This is a genomic window from Nocardiopsis kunsanensis DSM 44524, from assembly GCF_000340965.1.
Lineage (GTDB): Bacteria > Actinomycetota > Actinomycetes > Streptosporangiales > Streptosporangiaceae > Nocardiopsis > Nocardiopsis kunsanensis.
This window is the reverse complement of record NZ_ANAY01000010.1, coordinates 87,561-114,423: the sequence shown is the minus strand read 5'-3', so window position 1 is coordinate 114,423 and position 26,863 is coordinate 87,561. Positions and strand designations below refer to the sequence as shown.

The 26,863-nt window shown below is 69.8% G+C and carries 25 protein-coding genes and 1 pseudogene; 13 read left to right on the top strand and 13 right to left on the bottom strand.

Features of this window, described 5'->3' with window-relative positions; genetic code table 11:
* Window positions 1-38: 38 nt before the first annotated feature.
* Complete coding sequence (locus D456_RS0108260) at window positions 39-809, top strand: class I SAM-dependent methyltransferase (RefSeq protein ID WP_017575700.1); 771 nt, start codon at window positions 39-41, stop codon at window positions 807-809.
* Window positions 810-874: 65 nt separating this feature from the next.
* On the opposite strand, the gene D456_RS0108255 is transcribed toward D456_RS0108260, so the two are convergent.
* The 3 genes from D456_RS0108255 to D456_RS0108250 are packed head-to-tail and all read right to left on the bottom strand — an operon-like array spanning window position 875 to window position 3,489.
* Entirely contained in the window at window positions 875-1,636 is a 762-nt protein-coding gene (locus D456_RS0108255; RefSeq protein ID WP_026115688.1) for an alpha/beta fold hydrolase, read from the bottom strand.
* A 2-nt stretch (window positions 1,637-1,638) separates the two neighbouring features.
* The gene (locus tag D456_RS25555; RefSeq protein WP_083904541.1) at window positions 1,639-2,445 is read right to left on the bottom strand and encodes an exodeoxyribonuclease III; all 807 of its coding nucleotides are present in this window, start codon (window positions 2,443-2,445) and stop codon (window positions 1,639-1,641) included.
* A 48-nt stretch (window positions 2,446-2,493) separates the two neighbouring features.
* Window positions 2,494-3,489 carry a tyrosine-type recombinase/integrase gene (locus tag D456_RS0108250; protein ID WP_040698952.1) on the bottom strand — a complete coding sequence of 332 codons (996 nt, stop codon included), beginning with the start codon at window positions 3,487-3,489 and terminating at the stop codon, window positions 2,494-2,496.
* A gap of 879 nt (window positions 3,490-4,368) precedes the next feature.
* Between D456_RS0108250 and D456_RS26825 the strand changes: the two genes are divergently transcribed.
* On the top strand, window positions 4,369-4,521 hold the full coding sequence (locus tag D456_RS26825; RefSeq protein ID WP_160166721.1) for a hypothetical protein: 153 nt from the start codon (window positions 4,369-4,371) through the stop codon (window positions 4,519-4,521).
* Window positions 4,522-4,529: 8 nt separating this feature from the next.
* Here the strand turns inward: D456_RS26825 and D456_RS0108245 are convergent, their stop codons facing one another.
* Window positions 4,530-5,570 (bottom strand): acyltransferase domain-containing protein, encoded by a 1,041-nt coding sequence (locus D456_RS0108245; protein ID WP_017575697.1) that lies wholly within the window; start codon window positions 5,568-5,570, stop codon window positions 4,530-4,532.
* A gap of 103 nt (window positions 5,571-5,673) precedes the next feature.
* Between D456_RS0108245 and D456_RS0108240 the strand changes: the two genes are divergently transcribed.
* A complete protein-coding gene (locus D456_RS0108240; protein ID WP_017575696.1) occupies window positions 5,674-7,287 on the top strand; it encodes an AMP-binding protein in 1,614 nt (537 codons plus the stop codon).
* 27 nt (window positions 7,288-7,314) lie between these two features.
* Here the strand turns inward: D456_RS0108240 and D456_RS0108235 are convergent, their stop codons facing one another.
* A complete protein-coding gene (locus D456_RS0108235; RefSeq protein WP_017575695.1) occupies window positions 7,315-7,611 on the bottom strand; it encodes a 4a-hydroxytetrahydrobiopterin dehydratase in 297 nt (98 codons plus the stop codon).
* A 427-nt stretch (window positions 7,612-8,038) separates the two neighbouring features.
* On the opposite strand from D456_RS0108235, the gene D456_RS0108230 reads away from it, so the two are divergent.
* Both D456_RS0108230 and D456_RS0108225 read left to right on the top strand, forming a co-directional pair.
* Complete coding sequence (locus tag D456_RS0108230; protein ID WP_051049426.1) at window positions 8,039-8,407, top strand: DUF742 domain-containing protein; 369 nt, start codon at window positions 8,039-8,041, stop codon at window positions 8,405-8,407.
* A 275-nt stretch (window positions 8,408-8,682) separates the two neighbouring features.
* A complete protein-coding gene (locus tag D456_RS0108225) occupies window positions 8,683-9,072 on the top strand; it encodes a VOC family protein (protein WP_017575693.1) in 390 nt (129 codons plus the stop codon).
* Between the two features lie 29 nt (window positions 9,073-9,101).
* Here the strand turns inward: D456_RS0108225 and D456_RS0108220 are convergent, their stop codons facing one another.
* The 5 genes from D456_RS0108220 to D456_RS0108200 form a co-directional block, all read right to left on the bottom strand.
* Window positions 9,102-9,587 (bottom strand): hypothetical protein, encoded by a 486-nt coding sequence (locus tag D456_RS0108220; RefSeq protein ID WP_040698932.1) that lies wholly within the window; start codon window positions 9,585-9,587, stop codon window positions 9,102-9,104.
* 202 nt (window positions 9,588-9,789) lie between these two features.
* Window positions 9,790-10,557, bottom strand: a complete 768-nt coding sequence (locus D456_RS0108215) for a sulfite exporter TauE/SafE family protein (protein ID WP_017575691.1) — start codon at window positions 10,555-10,557, stop codon at window positions 9,790-9,792.
* A gap of 188 nt (window positions 10,558-10,745) precedes the next feature.
* A complete protein-coding gene (locus D456_RS0108210; protein WP_017575690.1) occupies window positions 10,746-11,375 on the bottom strand; it encodes an alpha/beta hydrolase in 630 nt (209 codons plus the stop codon).
* A complete protein-coding gene (locus D456_RS0108205; RefSeq protein WP_017575689.1) occupies window positions 11,375-12,322 on the bottom strand; it encodes a ring-cleaving dioxygenase in 948 nt (315 codons plus the stop codon). Before D456_RS0108205 ends, D456_RS0108210 begins: the two co-directional genes overlap by 1 nt.
* A gap of 141 nt (window positions 12,323-12,463) precedes the next feature.
* Complete coding sequence (locus D456_RS0108200; RefSeq protein ID WP_017575688.1) at window positions 12,464-13,687, bottom strand: MFS transporter; 1,224 nt, start codon at window positions 13,685-13,687, stop codon at window positions 12,464-12,466.
* A 70-nt stretch (window positions 13,688-13,757) separates the two neighbouring features.
* Here D456_RS0108200 and D456_RS0108195 point away from each other — a divergent pair, with 70 nt between their 5' ends.
* A complete protein-coding gene (locus D456_RS0108195; RefSeq protein ID WP_017575687.1) occupies window positions 13,758-14,696 on the top strand; it encodes a LysR family transcriptional regulator in 939 nt (312 codons plus the stop codon).
* A 51-nt stretch (window positions 14,697-14,747) separates the two neighbouring features.
* On the opposite strand, the gene D456_RS0108190 is transcribed toward D456_RS0108195, so the two are convergent.
* Window positions 14,748-16,454, bottom strand: a complete 1,707-nt coding sequence (locus D456_RS0108190; protein ID WP_239643787.1) for a serine/threonine protein kinase — start codon at window positions 16,452-16,454, stop codon at window positions 14,748-14,750.
* 361 nt (window positions 16,455-16,815) lie between these two features.
* Between D456_RS0108190 and D456_RS0108185 the strand changes: the two genes are divergently transcribed.
* From D456_RS0108185 to D456_RS25550, 3 genes and pseudogenes are all read left to right on the top strand, one after another.
* Complete coding sequence (locus tag D456_RS0108185) at window positions 16,816-17,463, top strand: cytochrome P450 family protein (RefSeq protein WP_017575686.1); 648 nt, start codon at window positions 16,816-16,818, stop codon at window positions 17,461-17,463.
* Between the two features lie 59 nt (window positions 17,464-17,522).
* On the top strand, window positions 17,523-18,590 hold the full coding sequence (locus D456_RS0108180) for an endo-1,4-beta-xylanase (protein ID WP_193373819.1): 1,068 nt from the start codon (window positions 17,523-17,525) through the stop codon (window positions 18,588-18,590).
* 155 nt (window positions 18,591-18,745) lie between these two features.
* Window positions 18,746-18,999: pseudogene (locus tag D456_RS25550) on the top strand (alpha/beta hydrolase); the annotation flags it as partial.
* Between the two features lie 126 nt (window positions 19,000-19,125).
* On the opposite strand, the gene D456_RS0108165 reads toward D456_RS25550, so the two are convergent.
* Window positions 19,126-19,827, bottom strand: coding sequence for a pentapeptide repeat-containing protein (locus tag D456_RS0108165; protein WP_017575682.1), 702 nt, complete (start codon window positions 19,825-19,827; stop codon window positions 19,126-19,128).
* Window positions 19,828-19,865: 38 nt separating this feature from the next.
* Window positions 19,866-21,440: a PucR family transcriptional regulator gene (locus D456_RS0108160; protein WP_026115682.1), complete on the bottom strand. Its 1,575-nt coding sequence runs from the start codon at window positions 21,438-21,440 to the stop codon at window positions 19,866-19,868.
* 218 nt (window positions 21,441-21,658) lie between these two features.
* Here D456_RS0108160 and D456_RS0108155 point away from each other — a divergent pair, with 218 nt between their 5' ends.
* From D456_RS0108155 to D456_RS0108140, 4 genes are read left to right on the top strand one after another with little or no spacing between them, the layout of a single operon-like run.
* A complete protein-coding gene (locus D456_RS0108155) occupies window positions 21,659-22,528 on the top strand; it encodes an FAD binding domain-containing protein (RefSeq protein ID WP_017575680.1) in 870 nt (289 codons plus the stop codon).
* Window positions 22,519-23,037 (top strand): (2Fe-2S)-binding protein, encoded by a 519-nt coding sequence (locus D456_RS0108150; RefSeq protein ID WP_017575679.1) that lies wholly within the window; start codon window positions 22,519-22,521, stop codon window positions 23,035-23,037. The genes D456_RS0108155 and D456_RS0108150 overlap by 10 nt, the downstream gene beginning before the upstream one ends.
* The gene (locus D456_RS0108145) at window positions 23,034-24,392 is read left to right on the top strand and encodes an 8-oxoguanine deaminase (protein WP_017575678.1); all 1,359 of its coding nucleotides are present in this window, start codon (window positions 23,034-23,036) and stop codon (window positions 24,390-24,392) included. The genes D456_RS0108150 and D456_RS0108145 overlap by 4 nt, the downstream gene beginning before the upstream one ends.
* A complete protein-coding gene (locus D456_RS0108140) occupies window positions 24,392-26,821 on the top strand; it encodes a xanthine dehydrogenase family protein molybdopterin-binding subunit (protein ID WP_017575677.1) in 2,430 nt (809 codons plus the stop codon). The genes D456_RS0108145 and D456_RS0108140 overlap by 1 nt, the downstream gene beginning before the upstream one ends.
* Window positions 26,822-26,863 lie beyond the last annotated feature (42 nt).

Sequence of the window (26,863 nt, the reverse complement as noted above, 5' to 3'; positions counted from 1 at the left end):
GCACACGTTTACGCACACCCCGACCACGAAAGGCCACCATGACCACCGCCCCAGCCCCCACCATCACCCTCGACCACATCAGCACCCTCTACCGCACCCACCGCGACGACCTCGCCCGAGCACGCGAACACATGCGCGCCCACCACCTGGCCGCCGACCCCACCATGACCCCCCAACTCGACGACATCGAAGCAGAGATCACCTACCTGCTCCTACGCCAGCACCAACCCCAGAACGTCGTCGAGATCGGCACCTACTACGGCTGGTCCACCACCTGGATCCTCACCGCCCTGTCCCACAACGGCACCGGCCACCTCCACTCCTTCGACATCGTCGACCACGCCCCCCACCACGTGCCCGACGACCTCGCCCACGACCGCTGGACCTTCACCAAGGGCGACGTACGAGCCAAGATCGCCCACATCCCCACCCACACCGACTACCTCTTCCTCGACGCCGCCCACAACGGCTGGTTCGCCCGCTGGTACATCAACCACCTCCTGCCCCTGCTCGACCCCCACATCCCCATCAGCGTCCACGACGTCTTCCACCAGCGCTACGCACTGCCCTTCACCGAAGGCGCCGTCGTCCTCAAATGGCTCACCAACAACACCACCAACTACTTCACCGCCTCAGCCGCCCGCGCACCCCGCGCCCACCAACACCTCATCGACCTCAGAACCGAACTGGGCCTGAACGAACCCATCCGCACCAGCAACACCAACCCCATGATCTTCTTCCGCATGCCCCAACGCCCCCGCCCCGGCTACAGCCTCAACACCCCGCCCCAACGCCCCGACCACACCTGACCCGGCAGAAATGGGGGAGAGGCGCCACCACCCAGGCAAGAGAGCCCGCGCACCGGGCCGCACCTTCACAACTCCCCAGCACCCGGCTCCAACCGCCGCCCACGCACCGACGCACCCTCACGCACCGACACCACATCAGCCGCATCCGCCACAATCCGCGAAAAATTCACCGGCTGGTCCAAACTCACCATGTGCCCCGCCCGCGGCACATTCACCAAACGCCCGTCAGCACACGCATCAAAAAACCTCTTCTCATGAATCCGGAAATGATCACGCGCACCATTGATCAACCACACCGGCCCCTCAAAAGAAGACAACGCCGACAGCGCATCCAACCCCTGAACCTCATCAATAACCGCCGTAGCCGCCTCCACAGCCAAACCACCGTCCAACACCGCATCCGCGGCACCATCACGCAACGTCAACCGGTGAAAACGCTCATTGACCGCCGCACCCCGATCCGGCAACCGATCCATCAACACCGACGGAATCCGATACACCTGCGCCAACGCCTGAGCCGGCTTGGCCGTGCAACTGGCCGCCACCAACCCCGCCACCCGCCCCCCAGAAGCACCCGCAGCAGCAATCGAAACAAAACCACCCAAACTCAACCCGCACAACAACGCCCGGCCACCCACACCATCAACAGCCCCCAACACCGCATCGACCGCCGCACCCAGCGAAAACTCCTCACCCCGCCGCGAACCGTGCCCCGGCAGATCCGGCGCCACCACACGCCGCCCCTCAGAAGCCAACAACTCCACCTGCGGCCGCCACATACTCGACGACAACCGCAACCCGTGCACAAGAACAATCGGAACGCCCATCACTACCCCTCCCACTCATAACGCACCGTCACCGGAGCATGATCCGACCACCGCAACCCGTGCTCGGCCGCACGCTCCACCCGAGCCGACACCGCACCACGAGCCAACCCCGCCGTAGCCATCTGATAATCGATCCGCCACCCCGCATCATTATCAAAAGCCCGCCCCCGATAAGACCACCACGAATACGGACCCACCTGATCCGGATACAACCCCCGCACCACATCAACCAACCCAGCCTGCTCCAATACCCGCCCCAACCACGCACGCTCCTCCGGCAAGAACCCAGAATTCTTACGATTACCCCGCCAATTCTTCAGATCCGCCTCATTGTGGGCAATATTCCAATCCCCACACACCACCAACTCACGCCCCCGCGCACGCACCTCCGCCGAAGTCTCCACCAAATAAGGAAGAAACGCCTCCATAAAACGCTCCTTCTCCTCCTGACGCGGCGTACCCACCTCACCCGAAGGAAGATACAAACTCGCCACCGTCACCGACCCCAGATCCACCTCCACATAACGACCCGAATCAGCGAACTCACTCACACCAAAACCCACACGCACCGCATCGGGCTCACGGCGTGAATACACCGCCACCCCCGCACGCCCCTTCACCGCAGCCGGACACAACTGCACATACCAACCCTCAGGAGCCAACACCGCCCCCGGCAACTGCTCAGCCAACGCACGACTCTCCTGCACACACACAACATCAGCATCCGTGCCGGCCAACCAGCCCACGAACCCCGGATCCTTCTTGGCCGCCGCACGCAGCCCATTGACATTGACCGTAGAAATCTCGATGCGCTTCACACACCAAAGACTAGAACCTCACCCACCCCCACACCGGCCCTACTCCTCAGCCGCCAACTCCCGCAACACCCCATACGTACGGTTCACCGACGCCGCCTCACGCCGCGCACCCTCACTCACCTCGATATAGGCCTGCGACGAAGACACCGACGCATGCCCCAGCAAATGCATGATCTCGGTCACCGAAGCCCCGTCCTCCGCCAACCGCGTCGCAAAAGTGTGCCGCAACGCATGCACCAACGTCCCCCGCGCCACCCGATCACCCACCCCTGCATGCCGATAACACTGCTGCACCAAATACTGCAGACCCCCGCGCCGCAACCCACGACCACGGTTGTCCACCAACAACGCCTCCTCAGCACGCACCTCACGCCCGAACCGCACACGCCGCGAGACCAGATACGCCTCCAACAGAGCCTCCAACGGCCCCTCGATCGGCAACACCCGCTCCGAACCGCCCTTACCCACCACCCGCACCCGACGCTCCCCGGGCCGACCACTGACCGCATCCACCCGCAACGACAACATCTCCGCCGACCGCATCCCCGTCAGCAACGCCAACGCCAACACCGCCAGATCCCGCTCCGGCCACGGATCCCGTGCCTTACGCGCCCCCTGCGCCAAAGCCCGCAACAACTGCTCCGGAGTGTCCTCACCCCGCAACGGCTTCGGAGCCCCCGCACGCACCTTCGGCCGCGGCACCGCCGACATCGGATTGCCCGCCACCACCTGCTCAGCCACCCAGAACCGGAAAAACCCGTTCCACGTCGACCACGCCCGAACCACACTCGACGCAGCCCGCTCAGCAGCGAACTCCGCAAACGCCGACCGCAACACCACCACCTCGAGCAGGCCCATCTCCACCTCCTCGGGCCGAAGACCCACCACACGCGCCACACACCCCAGCACCGCGTGCAGATCCCGCCGATAGGCCGCCACCGTGTGCGCCGACGGCTTGGCCGCCCCGCGAGCCCGCAAGTACTCCTCCACCAGATCGACCACCCGATCACCACCGCGGTGGACGGAGCCGTCCATGTCCTCGTCACGTTGCACACCCATGCCCCACAGCATCCCCCATCCACCCGCCCCGGCCCCACCCGCACACAGGCCCCGGCCACAGCAGGGCAGGGGAGCGCACACACCAGCAAGCAGCCCCGAAGACAGGGGAGTACTCACGGTGTTCGCACAACGAACACAGAACACAGGGCCCAACAGCAGGGCAGGGGAGGGGCACAGCGGATCAGGCACAGAGCAGCCCAGGGGAGCGGCGCGTGCGCACAACGAACAGAAACAGGGCGCGTGCGGGGGAGAGGAAGACACAGACGCCGACGGCCCAGGAAGGCCGCCCCGGCCGTGCGCTGTTCACGGCTTCACCGTGAGAGGGCCACGGCACGACCGAGAAACACCCAAACAACCACAAAGCTTACAAAATCATGCATAACACAGTTTATGCATGAAACATGAGCGAGAAGGAGCCAGAGGGAAGCCCACAGAAACCACCCGACACGGACCCCACAGAACCACCACAGACCTACACCCACGCGCCCAAGACACGAACCCACAGAACCCCAGGACAGAACACACAACAGAACTCAAGACGCGAGGACCTCCAGCGTCTCCGACGCCATACAGGCAAGCCCCGCAGACACACCGACCCAGCCGAACACCACCCGCCGGACCACACACCACAGCCCGCGACCACCAGAGCCGCACACCAACAGCTCAACCACCCACCGAACCGAGCACAACACCCCACACAGCCCGCCGGGCCACCCCGCAGAGCAACACACCACACGACAAGCCCAACACCCCTTCCCCACAAGCCCACCCGCAACGCCGATAATGCACATTATGTAAAGTAAAGCAAGCCAAGAACCCCACAACCCCCACACCACACCTGCCTATGCTGCCCCCATGCTCATCCACCTCATGTGCCGCTCCTGCCTGGGCAGCGGAACCCGCATAGACCTCCACGCCCACCGCGACACCGGCCAAGCCCTCACCAAACGCCCCTGCCCCGACTGCCACGGCAACGGCCACCACACCCAACCCGCCACCACCCGATAACCCCACACCTACGGCAACCGCACCCACCCCGTCCTCACCCACCACCGACCACCCCGCTCCAACCGATCCACCACCGCACGCTCCAACCGCGTCCCACGCGGAGCACCCCCCACATCCACCTCCGACATCCCGAACACAAACCGAAACACATCCGACTCCCCCGCACGCCCCTCACCCACCAACGTGAACCGACGCTGAAACGCCACAATGTTGGAACCCTCCCCCAACACCTCAGCCCACTGCGGATCCAACAACCACGACGTACACGTAGCCACCACCGGATCCAACCCCAAACACCCACGCGCAAAAGACCGCGCACGCCCCAACGACTCATCCACACCCACCGGATCCAACCCACCCGACGGAATATGCAACCGCAACACCGGATCCCCCACACCCAACCCCGCACCCAACCCAGCCGCCTCCTCCGGCCCGTACCACTCCACCCCCGCCTCACACACCAACCGCGCAGGCTCCAACTGCAAACCCCCCACCCAGAACAAACGCCCCCGAAACTGCGCAGCCACCCACCCCGACGTCTCCAACGACAACCACCCCCACATCCGACGCGACCGCGCCACCTGCACCCCCACATCCGCCAACGTCGCCACCGTCACCGAACGCGGAACCCCCCACCGCGCCTGAACCGCCAACTGCGCCGGCACCATCGCCGCAAACGCCCACAAAGCCGCCACCCGCACACGCCGATCCCCCACCTCCACCAACTTCGGCCACACCCGAAACTCCCCCACCGGCAAATTCACATCCGCCCACAACCGCCGATACATGCACTCCACCACGTGCCACAACTCCGGCGACCACTCCCCAACAGACCCCCCACGCCCCCCACCAGCATCACCCGGCCACAACGCCTCCACCTCAACCCGATCCCGACCCGCCAACCCGAACATGTCCAACACAGCAGCAGCCTCCGCCCCCGTAGGCACCCGCAAAGGCCACTCCGGAACCGGCAACCGCTCCGCCTCGGCCAACCACTCCCCCACAACCGAACCCAAACCGAACCGCTCCACCACAACGCTGCTCTCCATGCCCCCATTCTCCAACCACCCACGCAAGTGAGGCCACCCTCACAACTGGGCATAGTCTTGACACACACCCACCCACAACCACCAAGAACAAGGACCACCACCGATGCCCGACCCCGCACAGCACGTGGCCGACTGGCTCGCCACCTACGACACCCCCACCACGTCAGTGGCCCACCTGCTCTGCGACCGCCACGACCCCCACACCACCGCCATCACAGAAATCGGCCCCACCCTCACCCCCACCACCCTCACCTTCGGAGAACTCTCCGAACGCTCCCGCGCCCTCGCCACAGGCCTGGCCGACCTCGGCATCAACCAAGGCGACCGCGTGGCCACCCTCCTCCCCAAAGGCATCGACCTCGCCGTCACCGCCCTGGCCGTATGGCGACTGGGCGGAACCCTCGTCCCCCTCCTCTCCTCCTTCGCCCCCTCCGCCATCGACGACCGCCTCCGAGGCTCCAACGCCGCCCTGGTGGTGTGTCTGGACGAACACCGCAACAAACTCGACCCCCGCACCACCGACAACCCCACCTGGCAGATCGCAACCGTGGGCCCCGAACCCACACGCAACGGCGACCACACACTCGCCGACCTCTCCCGACGAGGCACCGGCCCCACCCCCGACACCGCCGTCGGCGGCCACGGCACCATCGCCATAGCATTCGTCTCCGGACTGGCCGGCCCACCCCGAGGCGTAGTGATCCCCGCACGAGCCCTGGCAGCGATGCACTCCTACCACCACTACGGCCTGGGCGTGGAGGACGAGGACGTCTACTGGAACACCTCCGACCCCGGCAGCGCCTACGGGCTCTACCACGGCCTCATCTCGCCACTACTGGTCGGCCACGGCTCCCTGGCACTACGAGCCGGCTTCTTCGACCCCGAACTCACCCTGGACGTCCTGGGCATGTACCAGGTCACCAACCTGGCCACCGATCCCACGACCTACCGCACCCTCAGAGCAGCCATCAAGACCCTGCCACCCGAGATCGTCGTCCAGCGCCTCTCCAGCGCCGGCGAACAACTCTCCCCCGAGGTCATCGATTGGGCCACCGACATGTTCGGTGTCCCTGTACGCGACCACTACGGACAGACCGAACTGGGATGGTGCGCAGGGGTCCCCAACGGCGACACCGGTGAACCGGACCAGCCCCTGGTCCCGGGAGCGGTCGGCGGTTCACTACCGGGATGGCAGGTACGTGTACTGGAAGCCATCAGCGACGAACCCGCACCGGTGGGCGCCTACGGGCGTGTGGGCGTGGACCTGGCAGCGAGCCCGTTGTCCTGGTTCACCGGATACCTGGACAACGAAGCGGCATCGCAGGTGCGCTTCACCCCCGAAGGGGACTACTACCTGACCGGCGACACCGGGATCCTGGACCGCGAGGGACGGCTCCACTTCTCCACACGTGACGACGGAGCGATCCTGACCCACGGCTACCGCATCGGACCCGCCGAAGTGGAATCCGTGCTCAACGAGCATCCCGCGGTGGATGAGTGCGGGGTCTACTCCGTGCCCGACGAGATCGCCGGACAGCTGGTCGGAGCCCGGATCGTGCCGGCGAACGGCTACGAGAACGGCGACGCTCTGGCCGATGAGCTCCGTGAATGGGTGCGCTCCCGGCTCGCCCCGCACGCAGCACCCGCGGAGATCGACTTCGTGGAGGAGCTGCCCCGTACGGCCTCGGGCAAGATGCGGCGGGCCCGGTTGCGCTGACACTGCTCCCCCGGGCCCGTCGGCGGATCAGTGCTCGTGGGCGGGCACGAGCTCGTCGATACGGGCGGCCAAGGACAGGTCCTTCTCGGTCAGAGCCCCTTCGGAGTGGGTGCTCAACGCCAGGTGGACCTTGTTGAAGCGGATGTCGATGTCGGGATGGTGATCGGCCTGCTCGGCGGCCTGAGCGATGTCGCCGACCAGGGCGATGGCCTGGGTGAAGCCCGGAAGACGAACGGTACGCCGGATGACCGGGGCCGATCCGTCACGTTCCCACCCCTGGAGCCGCCCCAGGCCTTCGTCGATCTGTGCGTCGGTGAGTTGCACGGAAAACCTCTCCCCTCGTATACGGTCAGCCGTTGTCCTACCCAACAGCCTCCTGGGATCCCCTACACGGCGGGGCGCTATGCAACAGGTGCGGCGTAGCCGCACGATATTTCTTCAAGGCTTTTCGGGAGAAAAACCTTGGCACCTTTACAGCGTAGATTTTAAGGTGGCCGGACTCGGCCCCGCACGGGTTCGCCTGGGACGATGTCCTGTTCCTGCCCCCTCGCGCTGTGCCGGGTCTTGCGCGTCGGGCTTCGGCAGTTGTTCACTCTGGAAGAGCCCGGTCACCCCCCAGGCGAGAACACCCCCCGTTCCCGCCGCTTCTCCCCGGAAGCGAGACCATGACCCACGAGCACCCAAGAGTCCCCCTGTCCCGCGAGAGTGCACCTGCACCCGCCCTTTATTTCCCTGCCAGGGCAGCGACCCGGTGAGCCGCTCCCTGTGGCCCCAGGAGCCGGGCCCCGAGACGAGCTTGATCCGGCCCTACTCGTTGACGGACGGCCGCACCCGCCCCTCACGGTCGGACCTGTCCCTGGCCGCGCAGGTGGTGGCGGTGCCGGCGGTGGACGAACCGCAGGTGGACACCGAGCTGCGCGAGATCCTGGCGATGTGTGTGCGCCCGCTGTCGGTGGCGGAAGTGGCCGCGCGGGCCACCCTGCCCCTGGGCGTGACACGGATCCTGATGTCGGACCTGCTGGACCAGGGGTTGCTGATGGTGAGCGAGGCCGGCCCCACGTGCGAGCGGCCGAGCCTGGACACGTTGCGCCTGGTCCTGGACCGCATGCGCGATCTCTGACGATCCCGCTCCCCCGCCCCGGCCTGCGGCTGCGTGGACAGGCACGTACACGCTTGCCCGCCGCCCGGAGGGGGAACGGGCCCTTCGAGGCCTCGACCGGCCACACACGCCGCACGGTCCCGGAGGGGCGGACCACCCGCGACGGGCAGGTCCGCACCGGTCCGTGCCGAGCGCAGGGGCCGCTTCACGTGCCACGACCTCGGCACCGCCCCGCTCGGTCCGACCCTCGAGCGGTGGCTGGGCGGGCCTGGGGGCGACCGAACGGGGGAAGGACCATGAGGATCACGCTGACGAGTGTGCTCGTCGACGACCAGGAGCAGGCTCTGCGCTTCTACACCGAGGTGTTGGGCTTCATCGGGAAGCACGACGTGCCCATGGGTGGGCCGCGGTGGTTGACGGTGGTCTCACCGGAGGACCCCGAGGGGGTCGAGTTGCTGCTCGAGCCCGGCGGGCATCCGGCCGTGGGGCCGTTCAAGGAGGCTCTGATGGCCGACGGGATCCCCTACGCCTCCTTCACCGTGGCGGATGTGCGGAACGAGTACGAGCGGTTGCGCGGGCTGGGTGTGCGCTTCACCCAGGAACCGGCCGAGAGGGGCGCGATGACCACGGCCGTGCTGGACGACACCTGCGGAAACCTGATCCAGATCGTCCAGCACCACGGGTAGGGCCCGCCTGGTGCGGGCCCCGACCGGTCTCAGGCGACGTCGTCGTCGATGGCGAGTTTGAACTGGGCGTGCACCAGGCGGGCGCCGGCGCCGGCGTTGTGGGCGACCTTCAGTGCCAGGGGTGTGTCCGGGTCGACGAAGATCTCGTGGTGTTTGGTGAAGCACTGCATGCCCGGGCCGGGGACCCGGTGGTCGGTGGCGGTGGAGTCGGCACCGCCGGCCAGGCCGAGGGGGTCGCGCACGAAACGGTCGCGCAGCTCGCTGTAGTTGCCGGCCTCCCACTGGACCATGGCGATCAGGCTCGCCCAGCCGGAGACGGAGGGCCAGACGAGGCCGGAGCGTGCGTCCTCGTCCCAGTCCTCGACCACGTGGCCGTCGGGTTGGCGGACCTGGTGCATCCCGTGGGCGTCGTAGGACTCCTCGTCCCCGAAGGGGAACCGCACGATGTGGTAGGCACCGTCGTCGGGCACGGTCTGGTCGAGGTCGCGGATGAGGGAACAGATGTGCAGTGCCAAGGCGACCAACTCCTCGATCGGGTGCTCGGGACCCGATCATTCCACGGCCCGAGCGCCCCTGTCCGTTGGTCGGCCGGATCCTGCCGTACCCGGCCGGAGACCGACACCTGGGTTCCGTTTCGCCCCTCTCCGGCCGGTGAGAGTTCAAGAGATTCGGACGCTCACGCCAGCAGAACTGCCGTTCTTGCGGATGGATACTCATTCATGCGAACAGATCCCAACCCATGCGCAGTAGCAGGGCGAGCACGACCACGAGCAGGACGGCGCGCACGAAGCCGCTGCCGCGCTCGAGAGCGGTGCGGGCACCGATCTGGGCGCCGACGATGGTGCACGCGGCCAGGGTCAGGCCCAGGACCCAGTCGATGTGGCCGCCGACGGCGAAGACGACGAGAGCCCCGAGGTTGGTGCAGGCGTTGACGATCTTGGCCGTGGCGGAGGCGGTGACGAAGTCCAGCCCCAGGACGGCGGTGAGGGCGATGATGAGGAAGACGCCGGTGCCGGGTCCGATGAGGCCGTCGTAGAAACTGATGCCCAGGCCTGCCAGGGCGATCGTGGCCAGGAGGCGGTTGCGGGTGTCGAGGCCGGGGTCGGGTGCGGCCCCCATCGTGGGGCGGAAGTAGACCATCAGGGCCACACCGGCGAGCACGACCATGATGACGGGTTGCAGGACCTCGCTGGTCAGGGCGGTGGCCAGGCCCGCGCCGAGGCCGGAGCCGACCAGGGCGAGCAGGGCCGTGGGCACGACGACGCGCGGTCGGATCCTGACCTTGCGGGCGTAGGTGAGGGCGGCCGAGGTGGTGCCGAAGACCGAGGCGAGTTTGTTGGTGCCCAGGAGTGTGGCCAGGGGTGCCTGCGGGGCGCCCACCAGGAGGGCGGGCAGGAGCAGGAGTCCCCCTCCCCCGACGACGGCATCGATCCAACCGGCGGCGAGGGCGACGGCGAGCAGGAGGCCGAGGAGTTCGGGTTCCATCGGTCACTGCTCCGGGGACGGGAGTGAGAGGATCATGGGTTCTTTCCTGGCGGGGGCACCAGAGATGGGGTTCGTGTCGGACGGAGAGGAGATTACACAGAAATTTCTGTTTTACGGTGTAGATTCCTTGAGGTGGAGAAAAGACGGTGAGACCCGGGGCACGGGGCCTCACCGTCGGCCGAAGAGGCTCAGAAGCCGGAGGCGGAGAACCAGGAACGCGCCTCTGCCAGGACGTCCGGGGCCAGCTGGTGGCCTCCGGGGTGCTCGTGCTCGCTCAAGCGCGCCCCTCGCTCACGCAGCTGACGGCCCAGTAGACGGGCCTGGTCGATGGTGGTAATGGGATCGGCCACACCCGAGCCGAGGAAGACCGATGTGGCGCTCAGGTCGACCGCGGCGGGTTCGCGCCCCTGCAACGGGGCCCCGGCCGCGAAGAGGGCGGCTCCGGCGAGCAGGCCGGGGTGGAGCAGCAGCAGGGCCGCGCCGGTGTTGGCGCCGTTGGAGAACCCGCTGACCACGATGCGCTCGGGGTCCAGCCCGTAGGCCCGGACGGCCTCACCGGTCCAAGCGGCCAGCTCGCCGGTGCGCTCGACGAGGTCCTCGACGTCGAAGACCCCTTCGCGCAAACGGCGGAACCACCGGTTCATGCCGTTCTCGTCGACCGTGCCACGCGGGGACAGCAGGGCCGCGCCGGGCGCCAGGGCACGGCCCAGGGGCAGCAGGTCGTGTTCGTCGGCGCCGGTGCCGTGCAGCAGCAGGAGGGTGGGCGCATCGGCCTCGGTGGCCGGTTCCCACACGTGCTCGTAGTCCCCCAGAGCCATCAGCGCACCTCCAGCTCGGGCAGGGAGGCGGCGATCTGTTCGCGGCGCGGCTCCAGCCAGGGCGGGAGCTTCAGGGAGCGGCCCAGCTCCAGCAGGGGCTCGTCGTAGTCGAAGCCCGGTCCGTCGGTGGCGATCTCCAGGAGCACTCCCCCGGGTTCGCGGAAGTAGATGGAGGTGAAGTAGCTGCGGTCGCGGATCTCGGTCACGCCCACCCCTTCCTGGGCCAGGCTCTGGCGCCAGGACTCCTGGGCCCGGCCGTCGGGCGCGCGGTAGGCCACGTGGTGGACGGTTCCCGCGGCGACCAGTCCGCGTTCGGAGGCCGGGCGGGCGAGCACGTCGACGATGGTGCCCACGCCCTCGGTGGCGGCGTTGGTGCGGAAGCGCAGGCGGCCCTGGTCCTCGCTCTCCAGGCGGAAGCCGAGCTGGCCGTGGAGCATCTCGACGGTGCCGTCCACGTCCTGTTCGGTCAGGGTGACCGAGCGGATGCCGCGGATGGCGTGCTGGGGCGGGACCGCTCCCCCGTCCCAGGGTTCGGTGTCGTGGTGGTCGGGGCCGGCGGCGAGTTCGATGAGCAGGCCGTCGGGGTCGCGCAGGGTGAGCACGTCCTCCTGGGCGCGTTCGGTGGGGCGGCTGGTGGGCACGTCCAGAGCTGCCAGGTGCTGGGCCCACCAGCCCAGGGAGCCTTCGGGGACGGAGAAGGTCGTGGTGGTGGCCTGGCCTGCGCCGATGCGGCCCTTGGGCGCGTCGGGCCAGGGGAAGAAGGTCATGATGGTGCCGGGGTTGCCCGCGCGGTCCCCGTAGTAGAAGTGGTAGGTCTCGGGGGAGTCGAAGTTGACGGTGCGCTTGACCATGCGCATGCCCAGCGCGTTGAGGTAGAAGTCGGCGTTGGCCTGTGGGTCGCTGGCGATGGCGGTCACGTGGTGGATCCCCGCCGGGCGCACGTCCATGTCGTCTCCGTTTCCGTGGGGCCGGCCGGTTCTCGGCCCATGTAGTTGAATATTAAACGACATCTTCCGGCGCTGTCTTCCCCACTCTGCCCGCAGGCGGCTCCCCTGTCGCCCAACACAGCCCCAAGGCCGCCTGCGGTCTCAGCTCAGCCGACGCAGGCGCAGAGCCACGAGGGCGGCCAGCACGGTCAGGACGGCAGCGAAGGCCAGGGCCCCGTTCCAGCCCACCGCGTCGTAGACCAGCCCTCCCATCCATCCGAACAGGCTCGATCCCAGGTAGTAACACAGGGTGTAGATGGACGTGGCCTGGGCGCGGGCGCGTACGGCCTGTCTGCCCACCCAGGCCGAGGCGGTGGCGTGGGCGCTGAAGAAGGCGAAGGTGAGCACGAGCAGGGCGGCGATCACCACGGCGAGGGAGGGGGCGGCCAGCGTGGCCAGTGCGGCCACCATCAGTGCTCCGGCCAGGGTCAGTACGGTGTGTCCGCCCCAGCGCACCGTCATGGGCCCGGCCGCGGCCGAGCCGGCCATGCCTGCGGTGTAGGCCAGGAACAGCAGGGAGGCGGCTGCCTGGCTCAGGCCGAAGGGTTGGTCCATGAGGCGGAAGCCCAGCAGGTTGTAGACGGTCATGAAGGCGCCCATGAGCAGGAGGGCCTGGGCGTACAGGGGCAGTAGCCCGCGGGTGCTCAGGGCCGCGCGCAGGCGTGCGGCCATGTTCTCTCCCCCGTTGTCGTGGGGGCGGGGGGCGGTGGAGCGGGTCCGGGTGCGGGGCAGGACCAGGACGAAGACGGCCAGGGCGAGCAGGCCCAGCAGGGTGTTGGCGCCCACGCCCCACTGCCAGCCGCCGTACTCGGCTGCCATACCGGCCAGCAGGCGTCCGCCCATGCCGCCCAGGGGGTTGCCGGCGATGTAGAGGCCGGTGGCGCGGGGGACGTCGGCGGGATGGATCTCCTCGGCGAGGTAGGCCACGGCGGCGGCCGGGACCCCGCCCAGGGCGGCGCCCTGGAGGGCGCGCAGGGCCAGCAGTGGCAGCAGGTCGCCCGTGAGGGGGGCCACGCATCCCACGAGGGTGGCCAGGGCCAGGGACAGGGTGATGACGCGGGCCCGGCCCAAGCGGTCGGCCAGGCCGCTCCATACCAGGGTGAAGCCGGCCATGCCGCCGGTGGCCAGGGAGATGGTGAGGGCGGCCTGGGCGGCGGTGGTGTCGAAGTCCTGGGCCACGGCGGGCAGGATCGGTTGGACCGACCACAGCTGGGCGAAGGTCGCCACTGCTGCGGCGATCAGGGCGATGACCGTGCGCCGGTAGGCCGGGGTCCCGGCCCTGGGGCGTGAGTCTCGGTCGGGTGTGGATGTGCTGGTCACGGTCATGATTCCACGCTAGGAAGACGCGTTTTCATACGTCCAATGCATGATTTGCCGTTGTTGCATACTGTTACGTATGGATTCTCCCGAGGTGGATCGGTTCCTGGGGGCGTTGGCGCCCCGGCTGCGGATGCTCAGGGCGGTGGCACGTACCGAGCACATCACCCAGGCCGCGGAGTCGTTGCAGATGCCCCAACCCACGCTGAGCAGGTCCTTGGCGCGGTTGCAGGAGGAGCTGGGGCCGTCCCTGGTCGAGCGCACGGGGCGGGGTGTGCGCCTGACCCGGGCGGGGCGGTTGTTGTTGCCGCACGTGGAGCGTGCGCTCGAGGACCTGACGCACGGGGTGTCCGAGCTCACCGGTGGGGAGCAGGGCCGGGTGGCGCTGACCTTCCTGCCCACGCTCGGGGTGGAGGTGGTGCCGGCGCTGCTGCGGGGGTTCCGGGTCGAGCACCCGGGTGTGCGTTTCTCCCTGACCCAGGAGCCGTGGGCGCAGTCGTTGCGCAGGCTCTCGGCGGGCGGTGCGGATCTGGCGCTGACCTCTCCCCTGCCCTCGGTTCCGGGGCTGGCCGCGGCGGTGCTGCACACGCAGGCGCTGCGGTTGGTGCTGCCCGAGCACCACCGGTTGGCCTCCGGCGGTGCGGCGGAGGTGCCTCTGGCTGCGGTGCGGGAGGAGTTCATCCTGCTCAAGCCCGGACGAGGGGTGCGGCACCTGACCGATCGGTTGGGTGAGCGGGCCGGTTTCACGCCCCGGGTGGCCTTCGAGGCCGACGACATCGCCACCGCACGCGGGTTGGTGGGCGCGGGGTTGGGGGTGTCGGTGCTGCCGGCGCGTCCGGAGGGTCCGTTGCCGGGGACGGTGGAGCGGGCGATCGCGGACGGGCAGAGCGAGCGCCCCATCGGTGTGGTCTGGCCCGTGGAGGGGTCGGGGGGCGGGTACGAGCCGCCGGCGGTGGGCCTGTTCCGGGACTACGTGCGCCGGGTGGGGCCGCAGGTCATCCCGGACCTGACCGGGTGAGGGGCGGTCCCGTACGTGCGGGCCCGCCCCTTCTGCGGTGCGGGTCCGTGCTCAGGCCCAGAAACCGAAGCTGTACAGCAGTCCGTTGGTGGCGGCGATGACGCCCAGGGCCAGGACCGAGCCCACCACGTAGGAGGTGCGCAGCGACCGGATCAGGTACTCCAACGAGACCAGGTTGTTGAGCAGGAAGTATCCCAGCATCGTGGCGTGCCAGAAGGAGTCCACGGACAGGGGCTCGAAGTAGGAGGGGGCCCCGGTCCACACGTCGGTCTCGGTGGTGAACCAGGACCAGGCCAGGGCGGCCCCGTACCCGAGGGGGATCTGCAGGAGCGGCAGGAGCAGCAGGGGCAGGAGTTTGACGAAGCTCCACAGGCCCGGCTGTCCGGCGCGGCGTGCCTGGGCCTGGGCACGGCGGGTGGCGTCCTGCTCGGCGCGCAGGCGCTCGCGGTGGGCGCGCTGCTCCTCCTGCTGCCTGCGGCGCTGTTCCTCCTGCTGCCTGCGGCGTTGTTCCTCCTGCTGTCGGCCGGCCTGGTCCTGTCGGCCCTGCTGGGGGCCGGTCCGGGAGCGCGGCTCGCCGTACAGGTCCGCGTAGGGGTCCTGGTTCTGTGCCCCTGGTCCGTACTGGGCGGTGGGCGGGCTCTGCTGCTGGGTGGCCGGCAGGGGTGCGGTGCCTCGGGGACCCTGCTGGGACTGGCCCAGGACCGAGGTGGCGTCGTTGGTGCTCTGGCCGGTCGGTGCGTCCTGGGGTGCTACCCGGGTCCGGGCGTCGTCGCCCAGGGCGTGTGCGGCCGCGGAGCCGCCGGCAGCCCCTGCGGCTCCGCCCAGGAGTGCGGTTCCGCCCGGGCCCGTGCCCTGCTGGGTGCGCTCGTGTGCGGCGGTCTCGCCGGCGGAGGTGGCCAGGGCCTTGTTGACCTGGGCGACCTGTTCCTGCACCCCGGACATCACGGCGGGGGGCAGCCAGGCGGTTCCTGCGGGCACGTCGCCGACGTAGTCCAGGATCTGGCCGGGGGTGGGGCGTGCGCCCGGGTCCTTGGCCAGGCAGGCCGAGACCAGTTGGCGCAGGCTCTCGGGCAGGTGGCTCAGGTCGGGTTGGTGGTTGATGATGCGCATGACCATCGTGGGCATGTTGCCCTCGCCGAAGGGGCCGTCCCCGGTGGCTGCGTAGGACAGGACGGCGCCGTAGGTGAACAGGTCGCCGGCGGGGGTCAGGGTCTGGCCCTGGACCTGTTCGGGGCTCATGAAGCCGGGTGTGCCGATGACCGACTGGGTGGCGGCGGTGCCGTCGGTGGCGCGGGCGATACCGAAGTCGATGACGCGGGGCCCGTCCTCGGCCAGCAGGACGTTGCCGGGTTTGAGGTCGCGGTGGATCAGGCCCACGCGGTGGATCTCGGCCAGGGCCTCGGCCAGTCCGGCGGCCAGTACGCGCACGGTGGGCTCGGGCAGGAGCCCGTGGTTCCGGACCGCCTCGTCCAGTGGGAGGGAGGGCACGTAGGAGGTCACCAGCCAGGGGACCTCGTCCTCGGGGTCGGCGTCGATGACCGGTGCGGTGAAGGCGCCGCTGACCTGGCGTGCGGCGTTGACCTCGCGGGCGAAACGTTCGCGGAAGGAGGCGTCGGCGGCCATGTGCGGATGGATGCGTTTGATCGCCACGGCGCGGCCTCCGGCGGAGCGTCCGAAGAACACCTGACCCATCCCGCCGGCGCCCAACCGGCCGATCAACCGGTACCGGCCGATGCGCTCCGGGTCGTTGCTCTCCAAAGGACCCAACGTCCTCACCCTCCGACTCTGCCGTGTCTGTCTTGCCTGCGGCTCCAGTGATCGTAGCCAACCACGCGTGGTGCCGGGGACGCAGCGGTGTGCGCGGGGCGCGTCATCGGCCGTGCGGCGCCCGGGCCGGGCGCCGCACGGCGGCGGTGTGTGTGCACAGTGTGCGGGCCTCCTGCCGGCCCGCGGGGTTCGCACCGGTCCGGGTGTTCTGCCGGGGTGGTGCTGGTCGGGACGGGGCGGTGGCCCGCAGGGGCGAGGGCCTGGTTGGCCGTGTGCGGCCATCGGTGTCGGAGGCGGGACGGGGGCGGGTATGGGGCTCTAGGGTCGGTGACATCACGGGAAGGATCAGGACATGGACCTCCTCGACGGGCTGCGCGTCGACGCGCGGTTGCGGAAGGTGGCGCGTCCGGCGTTCGTGCCGCGGATGGTCCGCCGTGACCGGGAGCTGGTGGAGCAGGCCCTGGCGCGCGGCGGGTTCGATCTGGTGCGGGTTCCGGCCCGGCCGTTGCCGGTCCGGGGGGTCGCGCACCTGTTGGGGATACCCGAGTCCGATCATGTCCGCTCCGTCAGGTCCGGTACCACCATCGGTGCGGTCCTGGCGTGGTCGGCGCGGCACCCGGGACGGATCCGGCATGCGGGGGCAGAATTGGACGTGCTCTTCGACCGGTTGTTCGCCGAGCGCCGGACCCTCCCCCGTGAGGACGTGCTCTCCTGCCTGGCGCCCGCGGCGGTGGAGGAGGCGCTGCGTTACGGCTCCTCCGCGCAGACCACGGGCCGTTGGGCCCACCGGGACACCGAGGGGGCGGGTGAGCACCTGTCGTTCTCCCCGTGTGCGCGCTACTGCTCGGGGGCTCCGCCGGCCCGGTCGGAGGGTGGGGCGGCCTTGCAGGTGCCGGCCGAGCAGGCGCCGGGGTCGGTTCCGGTGGCGGCGCCGCGGCGACGCCGGATGTTGACGGTGCGGGGGTTGTCGGACCTCCCGGTGAAGGTGGGTGTGTGTTAGTGGTTCGGCAGCGGGGCGGGTCAGGGGCGTTGCGGTGGCGCCTCGGGGGCCTGGCGGCGTTGGTTGTGGGGCTGGTGGTGCTGGCCGTGGCCGCCGCGTTGGTGCTGGTGCCGTGGCCGGACGAACAGGAGCACCCGCACGCCGAGGGGAATCTGCGCCGGCTGGCCGATGCCCGGGGGATGGATCTGGGTGTGGCGGTGGCGGTGGAGCCCTTGGCCCAGGACAGCACGTATCAGGATGTCGTCTCGGGCAACTACACGTCGATGACGGCCGAGAACACGATGAAATGGTCGTTGGTCCAGCCCGAGCGGGGCGGGTTCGACTTCAGCGGGCCGGACGCGCTGGTGGATTTCGCCGACGAGCACGGGATGTCGATGCGCGGGCACACACTGACCTGGCACAACCAGCTGCCGGGGTGGTTGACCGAGCGCGAGTGGCAGGAGGAGGAGCTGCGCCAGGTGCTGCAGGAGCACACCGAGGCGCTCCTGGGGCGTTACCAGGGCCGGATGCAGGCGTGGGACGTGATCAACGAACCCTTCGAGGACGACGGGCCCGAGCTGCGGGAGAACCTGTGGCTGGAGACGATGGGCGAGGACTACATCGCCCATGCGTTGTGGACGGCCAACGCGGTCGATCCCGAGGCCGAGCTCTACATCAACGAGTTCAACGTCGAGGGCGGCGGGGCCAAGTCCGATGCGTTGTACGAGTTGGCCTCGGACCTGCTGGAGCGGGGCGTGCCGTTGCACGGGATCGGTTTCCAGAGCCATTTCGTGCACGGCCGGGTGCCCGATGACCTGGTGCAGCAGATGGAGCGCTTCACCGATCTGGGGCTGGACGTGGCCATCACCGAGCTGGACGTGCGTATCCCCGAACCCGTGGATCGGAAGCAGATCGAGGAACAGGGGCAGGAGTACCGGCAGGTGGTGCAGGCGTGTTTGGAGGTGGAGCGCTGTCCGGGGGTGACGGTCTGGGGCGCGGCCGACCACCATTCGTGGGTGCCCGAGTGGTTCCCGGGTACCGCGGAGGCGTTGCCCTTCGACGAGCACTACGTTCCCAAGCCGGCACGCAGCGGCATGGTCGACGCGCTCAGCCGCCGGCCGGGAGGGGGTCCTCGGTCCGACCGGTGAGCGGCTCCCCCGGGCCCTGCCGGGACCGGGACGCCGTGGTACCGGGGTGTTGAGGGCCCGGGGGCTTCCATGCCCTCTGTTGCCGAAGATGCGGGCGTGCGCACATTGGGCTGGTTCGCTGCCCCGCCCCGGTTGGAGTCCCCGTGCACCCGCGCCCTTATGCGGCGCCGGCACGCGCGAAGGACCTGTCGGGGTTGCCGCCGGCCTTCTTGGACGTGGGTTCGGCCGAGACGTTCCGGGACGAGGTGGTGGCTTTCACCTCCCGTGTCTGGTCCGCGGGCGGTCACGCGGAGCTGCACGTGTGGCCGGGGCCTGCCACGCCTTCGACGGGCTGGCCCCGGAGGCCTCGGTGAGCCGTTCGGTGGTGGCCCAGCGGTTGCCGTGGTTGTTGCGGGTGTTGGGTCGTTGAGGGTTCCGTGTGGGGCGAGTACCTGCAGCACTCCCCGGTGGAGGGAGTGCTGCAGGCGCTCGGTGGGCGCCGCGAGCCCGGCCTTGACGGTGTAGATTCTCCCCTCGGGCGCGGTGGGCGCCGGGGTCAGGCCAGCACAGTGATGCCCAGGGCCGCCAGGAGCGCGCCGGCCTGAGCGGGCCCGATGTTGGCCCCGCGCAGAGCGCCGGCCTCCTGCAGGGTGGGCTCGCCCAGGTCGGCTCCGCGCAGGTCGGCCCCCCGGAAGTCGGCCGCCACCCAGGTGGCCCCGCGCAGGCGCGAGTCGACCCAGACGCTCTCGCGCAGGTCCGTTCCGGACAGGTCGGCCTCGTCCATCCGCAGCCCTTCGAGCCGCTGCCCGCGCAGATTCAGTCCCTTGCAGCGGGCGAGCATGAGGTTGCACTGGGCGAAAGTGGGGCCGACCCCGCGCAGGCCGGTCAGGTCCGCGCCGGTCATGCGGCAGGCGGTGAAGGCGGTGTCGGCGAGCAGGGCCCCCCGGAAGTGGGTGTTGGCCAGGTCCAGTCGTTCGAAGCGGGCGTCGGTGCAGTCGGTGTGGGAGAAGACGGCTCCGGAGGCGCTGCCGCCGGTGAGGCGGGCCTGGTCCAGCACGGCCCGTTCCAGGCGCGCCCCGTCCAGGCGGCAGTCGGCGAAAGCGGCCCCGGCCAGGTCCGCCCCGCGCAGGTCGGCGCCGGACAGGTCGCAGCGGGTGAAGACCCGCGGGTCCGGCGCGGGTGCGGACAGGGTCCGGCGCAGGTCGGCGCCGGACAGGTCGGCCCCGGTGTGGTGGCTGGTGTCGGGATCGATACTCATGGGCGCCGATCCTAGGAGGGGGTCCCGACAGTCCGGCCTCATTCCTGCAGTTTCAGGGCCAGGAAGAGGTCGACGCGGTGTTCGAGGTTGCTCAGGTCGCGGCCGGTGATGTCCTCGATGCGGCCGATGCGGTAGCGCAGGGTGTTGACGTGCACGTGCATGGCGGCGGCGCAGCGCTGCCAGGAGCCGGAATGGTCGAGGAAGCGCTGGAGGGTGTCCACGAGTTCGGAGCGGTGGTCCCGGTCGTAGGCCAGCAGCGGACCCAGCAGGCGGTCGCGGTAGGAGGACTGGACCTCTTCGGGCACCGAGGCGAGCAGGAGTTCGTGGGAGTCGATCTCGGCGCCGGCGATGACGCGGGAGCGTCCGCCGCGCAGTTCGGCCAGGCGGCGGGCGTGCCGGGCCTCGACGGCGGCCCCGCGCAGTTCGGCCACGCCGCGGGCGGCCGAGCTGAGCCCGATGGCCAGCCGGTGGTCGAGCAGGCCGCCCTCCAGCACGCGTGCGCGGTGGACCAGGTCGGCGCGGATGTGGTCGGCGCGTTCGCGGGCGGGGCCGTCGATGTCGGTGACGGGCACGACGGCGAGGGTGTCCTGGTCGCCGGTGACCACGGAACCGGGCCAGGCGGCGACGAGTTCGGCGAGCACCCGCCGGGCCAGGTCGGGGACGCGGGGGCCGGGGAGCATGGTGGCGCTGACGACGACGTGTCCGGTGTCGTGGTCGTCGTCGGTGGGGTCCACGCCCTGCATGAGGGCGGTGACCTCGTCGAAGCGTTGGGCGGCCAGCAGGCGGGGCAGGCCTTCCAGGTGGCGGGCGTGGGTGAGGGCGCGTTCGTCGGTGCGGCTGCGGCCCAGCACGGCCATGGAGGTGAGTTCGGCGACGGCCTCGTGCTCTTCCTCGCTCCAGTCGTTGTGGTCCCCGGCGCACACCAGCAGCCAGGTGGCCAGGGGGTGGGAGTCCTTGCTCTGGACGGGCCAGAGACTGACGAGGGTGTGGTCGGACTCCTCCAGGCGTGCGGTGTGGGGAAAGTCCGACCAGGTCAGGGCGCGTGCGGCGAGGCTGTCGGCCTCGTGGGGGGCGAGGGGGGCGGTGGAGGCGGCCACGGGTCTGCCGGTGGAGGAGAGCACCCAGGCGCGCAGGCCCGCCTGGGTGGCGGCCTGGGTGAAGGCGGCGGGGAAGTCCGCGCCGGCGGCCAGGTCCGCCATGTGGCGGCGGTGGCGGTCGCGGGTCTCGGCGATGGTGGTGAAGCGGTGCCGGGTCAGTGAGCGCAGGACCTCTTCGGTGACGGCGCCGAAGGAGGTGTCGGTGGGAACCTCGACCAGGGGGAGGTCGTGTTCCCGGCAGGCGGCGACCAGGTCGGGGGGTACGTCGCCCAGGGCGGTCCCGGCCCCCACTGCCACGGCGCCGGCCTCCGCGACCGAGGACACGAAGGTCTCGGAGTCCTTCGGGGTGTGGTGCCACATCATGCCGGTGAGGACGAACTCTCCGCCGCGCAGGTAGCGGGCGGGTTCGAGCAGATCGGTGGTGTAGGCCCACCGGATGGTGCGGTGGGCCTGGTCGGCACCTGTCAGAAAGCGCAGACGCAGCCCTTTGACCGCGATCAGTTCGCTGATCTGCATGGACATCCTCTGTGGCTCCGATGGATCGGTGGTGGGTGTTCGTTCACTTGTAGGAAAGACCAACTGTAACGCCTGGTCGCAAAAACTCTTCATGTCATCACGTTCTGGCTGGCCTGCCCGGGACAGTGATGTACTCCACAAACGGGCACCGGTGAGTGGTGCCCAGGACCCGATCGTGCGTCGGCTGTGACGGCGCACTGGCAACGACGAGGACGAGCATGGAATTCCTGAGCCCCTCCACTCTGGAGGAAGCGCTCGAGGCCAAGCACGCCCATCCGGACGGGGTGCCCATCATGGGCGGCACCGATGTGATGGTGGAGCTGAACTTCGACAAGCGCCGCCCCCAGACCCTGATCGATCTCTCGCGTGTTCCTGAGTTGGCCGAGTCGGGCCCCGAGCAGGGGCGGATCCGTCTGGGTGCGGGGGTGTCCTACACCCGGATCGTGGACGGGCTGGGTACGAGCGCTCCGGCGTTGGCCAAGGCCTCGCGCACGGTGGCTTCCCCGCAGATCCGCAACCGGGGCACGGTGGGCGGGAACCTGGGCGGGGCCTCCCCCGCCGGCGACACCCATCCGGCCCTGCTGGCCACCGACGCGGTGGTGGAGCTGGCCTCGGTGCGGGGCCGGCGCACGGTCCCGGCGCGGGAGTTCTACCTGTCGCTGCGCGAGACGGCCTGCCGCGAGGACGAGCTGATCACTGCGGTGCTGCTGCCGGAGCCGACCGGGCCCCAGCAGTTCGCCAAGATCGGGACCCGCAACTCGATGGTGATCGCTGTGACCTCCTTCTCGCTGGCACTGGACCCGCACACGCGCACGGTGGGCACCGGGTTGGGTGCGGCCGCGCCCACACCGGTGCGTGCGGAGACGGCCGAGGAGTTCCTGGCCGCGGAGTTCGACTGGGAGAACGGGTCGAACCTGTCGGAGGCCACGGTGCGCCGTTTCGGTGACCTGGTGGCCTCGGCGGCCCGCCCCATCGACGACCAGCGGGGCAGTGCGGAATACCGCAAGCACGCGCTCGCAGTGATGGCGCGGCGTGCGCTGAGCTGGTCGGTGACCGACTACCGGAAGGGAGCCACGCGATGCGCGTGACGTTCAACGTCAACGGTGAAGACGTGAGTGCCGACAACGTCTGGCCGGGTGAGAGCCTGCTGTACGTGCTGCGTGAGCGGCTGGGGCTGCCGGGCAGCAAGAACGCCTGCGAGCAGGGCGAGTGCGGTTCCTGCACCGTCTATTTCGACGGCGAGACGGCGTGTTCGTGCATGATCGCGGCCGGTCAGGCCCAGGGGCGCCAGGTGCGCACCGTGGAGGGGCTGGCCCAGGGCCACGGCAAGGGCACCGACGAGCGGCCCCTGGGCGCGGTCCAGGAGGCGTTCGTGGAAGCCGGTGCGGTCCAGTGCGGTTTCTGTACGCCGGGGCTGCTGGTGCAGACCGATGACCTGTTGGAGCGTACGGTCGGTGCCCGTGGTCAGGCGCCCGACGACGCGGAGATCCGCGAGGCGCTGGCGGGCAACCTGTGCCGGTGCACCGGTTACGAGAAGATCATCGACGCGGTGCATCTGGCGGCCGAGCGCCGTGCGCAGGCCGGGAGCGGCGCATGAGCGGGGCGTTGGTCGTCGAGGGCGCCCATGTGGTGACGGTCTCCGGTCAGGAGTTCGTCGACGGCCACGTGGTGGTCGAGGGCGGGCGTGTGGCGGCGGTGGGCGCCGGTCCGGCCCCGTGGGTCCCGGAGGGGGCCGAGCGGGTGGACGGGCGCGGGTGCCTGCTGACGCCGGGTCTGGTCAACACCCACCATCACCTGTACCAGTGGGCGACCCAGGGGCTGTTCGCCGACGGCACGCTCTTCGAGTGGCTGGTCGGTTCCTACCGGATGTGGGCGGGCATGGACGCTGCGGTGGCCTCCCAGACCACGTCGGCGGGGTTGGCGCACCTGGCGCTGTCGGGGTGCACGACCGTCTCCGACCATCACTACGTGTATCCGTCGGGGCGCGGTGACCTGGTAGCAGCGCAGGTGGAGGCCGCCCGTGAGGTGGGTGTGCGCCTGGACCTGGCGCGCGGGTCGATGGACCGCGGGCAGAGTCTGGGCGGTCTGCCCCCGGACGAGGTGGTGGAGTCCACCGAGGGGGCGCTGGAGGCCACGGCCGCTGCGATCGACGCCCACCACGATCCCTCCTTCGATTCGATGACGCGTCTGGCGGTGGCCCCGTGTTCGCCGTTCTCGGTCTCGCGTGAGTTGATGGTGCGCGGCGCGGAGCTGGCCCGGGACAAGGGCGTGCGGTTGCACACCCACCTGGCCGAGACGATGGACGAGCAGGAGCAGTGCCTGGCCGAGTTCGGGTGCACCCCGGTGGAGTACGCCGAGTCGCTGGGCTGGCTGGGCGAGGACGTGTGGTTCGCCCACGCGGTGCACCTGTCGGACGAGGCGATCGGCAAGATCGCGCGTACGGGCACGGGTGTGGCGCACTGCCCGACCTCCAACGGGCGTCTGGGCGCGGGGATCTGCCGGGTCCCGGAGCTGGTGGAGGCCGGTGCCCCTGTGGGGCTGGGTGTGGACGGTCCGGCGTCGAGCGAGATGAGCACGATGGCCGGTGAGATGCACCAGGCGATGCTGATGGCGCGGGCCCGGTCGGGGCCCACGGCGTTGAGTGCGCGCCAGGCCCTGGAGCTGGCCACCACTGGTGGGGCCCGGGTGCTGGGGCGCCAGGAGGAGCTGGGCACGGTCGAGGTCGGCAAGGTCGCCGACCTGGCGCTGTGGCGTGTGGACGGGCTCGGTCACGACGTGATCGACGATCCGGTGGTGGCGCTGGTCTTCGGTGCTCCGCCGCCGGTGGAGCGGCTCTGGGTCGGCGGCCGGACGGTCGTGGACCGCGGTGAGTTGCGCACGCTGCCCGCTGAGAAGGCGGCGGCCCGGGGCCGGGCGGCCCACCGGGCCCTGACCAAGGAGGTGAGCCGCTGATGGCGGCGACGACACGTGTGACGGACCTGTCGAGCACGACCCGCGACGGTGTGGGCACGAGCCCGCGGCGGCCGGACGGGACGTTGAAGGTGACCGGTGAGTTCGCCTACTCGTCGGACATGTGGATGGAGGACATGTTGTGGGGGGCGACCCTGCGCAGTCCGCATCCGCACGCGCGGATCCTGGGGATCGACATCACCGAGGCGTTGAAGGTCGCCGGTGTGCAGGCGGTGCTCACGCACGAGGACGTGCCGGGCGAGAAGCGCTACGGGTTGGAGTTCCAGGACCAGCCGGTGCTGGCCTTCGACAAGGTGCGTTACAAGGGTGAGCCGGTGGCCGTGGTGGCGGCCGACCACCCGGAGACGGCCCGCCGGGCGATGGAGCGTATCCGGGTGGACTACGAGGTCCTGGACCCGGTCAGTGACTCGCGGCAGGCGGCGTTGGACCCCGACTGCCCGCTGGTGCACGAGGCCGACGAGGTGCCGCACCACCCCGAGTACAACCCGAGGGGCAACCGGCTGCGGTACCAGCCGATCCGTACGGGTGCCTTCACCGAGGCCGCCGGTTCGGCCGAGCGTGAGGAGAAGGTCCTGGAGGGGTTGCGCGCCGAGGCCGCGGCCGTGGTCACCACCGAGTACGAGGTGGGGATGCAGGACCAGGCGTTCCTGGGTCCGGAGTCGGGTATGGCCGTGCCGGCCGAGGACGGCGGCGTGGACCTGTACGTAGCTACGCAGTGGTTGCACGCGGACCAGCGCCAGATCGCCCCGGCGCTGGGTCTGGACCAGGAGCAGGTGCGGTTGACGCTGGCCGGTGTGGGCGGGGCCTTCGGTGCACGCGAGGACCTGTCGATGCAGATCCACGCGTGCATGTTGGCGCTGCACACGGGCAAGCCGGTCAAGTTCGTCTACAACCGTGAGGAGTCCTTCTACGGGCACGTGCACCGGCACCCGGCCAAGATGCGCTACGAGCACGGGGCGCGTGCCGACGGGAGCCTGCTCTACGCCACGGCCGAGGTGATCGTGGACGGCGGCGCCTACGCGTCGGCGACCCCGGCGGTGGTGGGTGTGGCCTCCTCGCTGGGGTTGGGCCCCTACGAGATCCCGAACGCGTTGATGGACGCCTACGGGGTGTACACGACCAACCCGCCGTGCGGTGCGATGCGCGGGTTCGGTGCGGTGCAGTCGTGTTTCGCCTACGAGTCGCAGATGGACAAGCTCGCTGCCGAGCTGGGGATGCACCCGGTGGAGCTGCGGGTGCGCAACGCGATGTCGCAGGGATCGAAGGTCATCACGGGGCAGGAGATCGACATGCCCCTGCCGATGGCGGAGATGCTCGAGCGTTGCCGTGATCTGCCCATGCCCCCGGAGCGTTCGACCCTCGCCGACCCCTCCGACCAGCGCATGCTGCCCGGCGGTGTGGCCGGCACGACCCGTGGTGAGGGTGTTGTGCGCGGTGTGGGTTATGGCGTGGGACTGAAGAACCTGTGCTACTCGGAGGAGTTCGACGACTACTCCACGGCGCGGGTGCGCATGGAGGTCGCGGGCGGTGAGCCGGTGGTGCAGGTGCACACCGCGGCCGCCGAGGTCGGCCAGGGGCTGGTGACGGTCAAGGGCCAGATCGCCCGGACCGAGCTGGGCGTGGAGAAGGTGGTCATCGCACCCTCCGACACCCAGGTGGGTTCGGCCGGCTCCTCCTCGGCCTCGCGCCAGTCGTACATGACCGGTGGCGCGGTCAAGGTGGCGTGCGCATCGGTCCGTGACGAGGTGTTCTCGCTGGCCCGGGCCAAGGGCCTGGTCCCCGAGGGGCTGGAGGACACCGACCTGTCGCTGACGGGCGGCAAGGTGGTCTCGGCCACGGCCGGGGCGCTGGTGTCGTTGGCCGACCTGTTGGGTGAGGCGGCCGAGGGCGGCGCGGTGGTCGAGCACACGCGCGAGTTCCACCACCGTCCCACGGAGGCGTTGGACCCGCAGTTGGGCCAGGGCGCCTCGCACACCCAGTTCGGGATGTGCGTGCACCGTGCCGTGGTGGATGTGGACGTGGACCTGGGCCTGGTCAAGGTCGTGGCCCTGGACGCGGTCCAGGACGTGGGCAAGGTCCTGCATCCCCAGCAGTTGGCGGGTCAGATCCAGGGTGGTTCGACCCAGGGCCTGGGGTTGGCGCTGATGGAGGAGATCCAGGTCGAGGGCAGCGAGATCCGCAACCCCTCCTTCACCGATTACCTGATCCCCACCATCCTGGACACTCCGCCGATGCGGATCGACGTGCTGGAGCGGCCCGACCCGCACGCGCCCTACGGGCTGCGCGGTGCGGGTGAGCCGCCGACGCTGTCGTCGACGCCGGCGATCGTGGCGGCGGTGCGGGAGGCCACCGGGCGTCCGCTCACGCACGCGCCGGTGCGGCCCGAGGACATCGTCGGTATCGACGTGTGACAGGCCGGGCGGTGCCGGAGGCGCCCCCGGCACCGCCCTCCC

Coding starts and splice junctions, on each gene's coding strand:
- D456_RS0108260 (WP_017575700.1), top strand. CDS start 39: ATGACCACCGCCCCAGCCCCCACCATCACCCTCGACCACATCAGCACC.
- D456_RS0108255 (WP_026115688.1), bottom strand. CDS start 1,636: ATGGGCGTTCCGATTGTTCTTGTGCACGGGTTGCGGTTGTCGTCGAGT.
- D456_RS0108250 (WP_040698952.1), bottom strand. CDS start 3,489: ATGGACGGCTCCGTCCACCGCGGTGGTGATCGGGTGGTCGATCTGGTG.
- D456_RS26825 (WP_160166721.1), top strand. CDS start 4,369: ATGCTCATCCACCTCATGTGCCGCTCCTGCCTGGGCAGCGGAACCCGC.
- D456_RS0108245 (WP_017575697.1), bottom strand. CDS start 5,570: ATGGAGAGCAGCGTTGTGGTGGAGCGGTTCGGTTTGGGTTCGGTTGTG.
- D456_RS0108240 (WP_017575696.1), top strand. CDS start 5,674: ATGCCCGACCCCGCACAGCACGTGGCCGACTGGCTCGCCACCTACGAC.
- D456_RS0108225 (WP_017575693.1), top strand. CDS start 8,683: ATGAGGATCACGCTGACGAGTGTGCTCGTCGACGACCAGGAGCAGGCT.
- D456_RS0108215 (WP_017575691.1), bottom strand. CDS start 10,557: ATGGAACCCGAACTCCTCGGCCTCCTGCTCGCCGTCGCCCTCGCCGCC.
- D456_RS0108210 (WP_017575690.1), bottom strand. CDS start 11,375: ATGGCTCTGGGGGACTACGAGCACGTGTGGGAACCGGCCACCGAGGCC.
- D456_RS0108205 (WP_017575689.1), bottom strand. CDS start 12,322: ATGGACGTGCGCCCGGCGGGGATCCACCACGTGACCGCCATCGCCAGC.
- D456_RS0108200 (WP_017575688.1), bottom strand. CDS start 13,687: ATGACCGTGACCAGCACATCCACACCCGACCGAGACTCACGCCCCAGG.
- D456_RS0108195 (WP_017575687.1), top strand. CDS start 13,758: ATGGATTCTCCCGAGGTGGATCGGTTCCTGGGGGCGTTGGCGCCCCGG.
- D456_RS0108185 (WP_017575686.1), top strand. CDS start 16,816: ATGGACCTCCTCGACGGGCTGCGCGTCGACGCGCGGTTGCGGAAGGTG.
- D456_RS0108165 (WP_017575682.1), bottom strand. CDS start 19,827: ATGAGTATCGATCCCGACACCAGCCACCACACCGGGGCCGACCTGTCC.
- D456_RS0108160 (WP_026115682.1), bottom strand. CDS start 21,440: ATGCAGATCAGCGAACTGATCGCGGTCAAAGGGCTGCGTCTGCGCTTT.
- D456_RS0108155 (WP_017575680.1), top strand. CDS start 21,659: ATGGAATTCCTGAGCCCCTCCACTCTGGAGGAAGCGCTCGAGGCCAAG.
- D456_RS0108150 (WP_017575679.1), top strand. CDS start 22,519: ATGCGCGTGACGTTCAACGTCAACGGTGAAGACGTGAGTGCCGACAAC.
- D456_RS0108145 (WP_017575678.1), top strand. CDS start 23,034: ATGAGCGGGGCGTTGGTCGTCGAGGGCGCCCATGTGGTGACGGTCTCC.
- D456_RS0108140 (WP_017575677.1), top strand. CDS start 24,392: ATGGCGGCGACGACACGTGTGACGGACCTGTCGAGCACGACCCGCGAC.